The sequence below is a fragment of the Brucella sp. TWI432 genome (assembly GCF_039674445.1).
In the GTDB taxonomy this organism is placed as follows: Bacteria; Pseudomonadota; Alphaproteobacteria; order Rhizobiales; family Rhizobiaceae; genus Brucella; species Brucella chromiisoli.
Window position 1 is genome coordinate 1 of sequence record NZ_JBDJNL010000056.1, and the last position, 1,562, is coordinate 1,562.

A 1,562-nucleotide genomic window follows, 5' to 3' on the forward strand; every position below is an offset into this window, starting at 1 on the left:
CCCCCCACGGAGATGATCTCGATGCCGTTATTGGTTTTAGCGCCAAAACCGTGACGGTTGGTGATGTCGACTTTGGAAGTGCCGGCTGTGTTGCCACTGACATTCATCCGGTCAATCAATGAACTGTCATCACCAAGCACACCCCACATATGCAGCGTACCGCCTTGTCCGTTATAATCGCCGGACACATTAAGCACCGTGCCGCCATTGCCGCCGAAGAAAACATCGCCCCCATTGGATAAGCCGGCCATGGTGCTGGAGAAACCGCCAAGTTCGAGCGATGCCCCACTAGCCACGCTATAGCGCGAAGCAGCTGAGAAGCCACCGGCTGCCCCCTGAACCAGCGCGCCCTCATTGACAGCAGTGTTGCCCGAATAGTCATTGGCACCATAAAGCACCAGATCACCATTACCATTCTTGGTGATGCCACCCGTGCCGGAGATCTTACCGGAGAAATCGCCATGCAGGTTCTGATTGAGCGTTAATGTGCCCGAACCAAGCGTGATAGTGCCGTCACCGGCTTTCTCACCCACAAGACTGCCAACGGTTTCATTAAAGTCGGCAAGATCAAGCACCCCACCGCCCTTGATGGTCACATTGCCCGAACCAAAAGCATTCTCCGCAATGCCAGCTTTGGCAGCGCCTGCTGCAACCGTCAACCCGCCACTGAACGTGTTATTGCCAGAGAAGGTCGTCGTGCCGATGCCATCTTTGGTAACGGCACCAACGCCGCTCACCTTGTTTGCAAATGAAAAATCCTGATCCTTGTTGATCAGCAGCTTGCCACGGTCAAACTCTGTGCTTGCAAGAACGATCTCGGCGCTGTTTGCAATGCTGCCGTTTCCGCTCAGCTCCAACGTGCCCTCTTGCACCGTGGTGGTACCGCTATAGCTGTTCTGGCCTGTCAGATTCAGTGTTCCATAGCCAGATTTGGTAAAGCCATTCTGCCCGTCGAGAATGGAGGATATGGTTGCCACATAGTTGGCATGCTCCATCACGCCGTCACCAACGTTGATCCGAACATCCGTTCCACCCAGCGTGATTGTGCCTCCCTCAACGCTGTAACCATCAACGAAGAACTGCATGCCGTTGACACGCGGCGTAAAGCCATTCTCAATCATGACCTTACCACCGGTGCCCTGAAACACGGCAAAAACGTCATCCGCCCAGGGAGTATTGCCGTTGCCGTTCTGGTCGGTCCAGTTCGAGTTCGCTGCGTTCCATGTTCCATCGCCGCCATGGACGGTGCCATCGCCTATCATCTGGCTTCCATCCCAGTAGGACATGGTGCGACCCTCACTGTTAACCAGATTGACCTGCCCCTGAGGTTGCAGCACTTGCAGGCTATAGTTCTGATCGCTTCCTGCAGCCATCTGCATACCGTTATCGGTCAGTGGATTGTCTGACTGGAAAATACGATAGACCCCGACATCCATCTGGCTATTCTTGTTCACGGTCAGTGTACCGTCGATGGTCAGATTGCCGTTGACATGGAAAAGCTCGCTCATTGACGGTCCGCCATTCAACGTCACGTCGACATTGCTGCCTGCATTGAGCGTCAA

General features: G+C 54.4%; 1 protein-coding gene. It reads right to left on the reverse strand.

Annotated elements, in window-relative coordinates; genetic code table 11:
- The coding region (locus ABE527_RS21565; protein ID WP_499698252.1) for an autotransporter-associated beta strand repeat-containing protein at nucleotides 1-1,508 on the reverse strand (1,508 nt) is incomplete at its 3' end.
- Nucleotides 1,509-1,562: the final 54 nt, after the last annotated feature.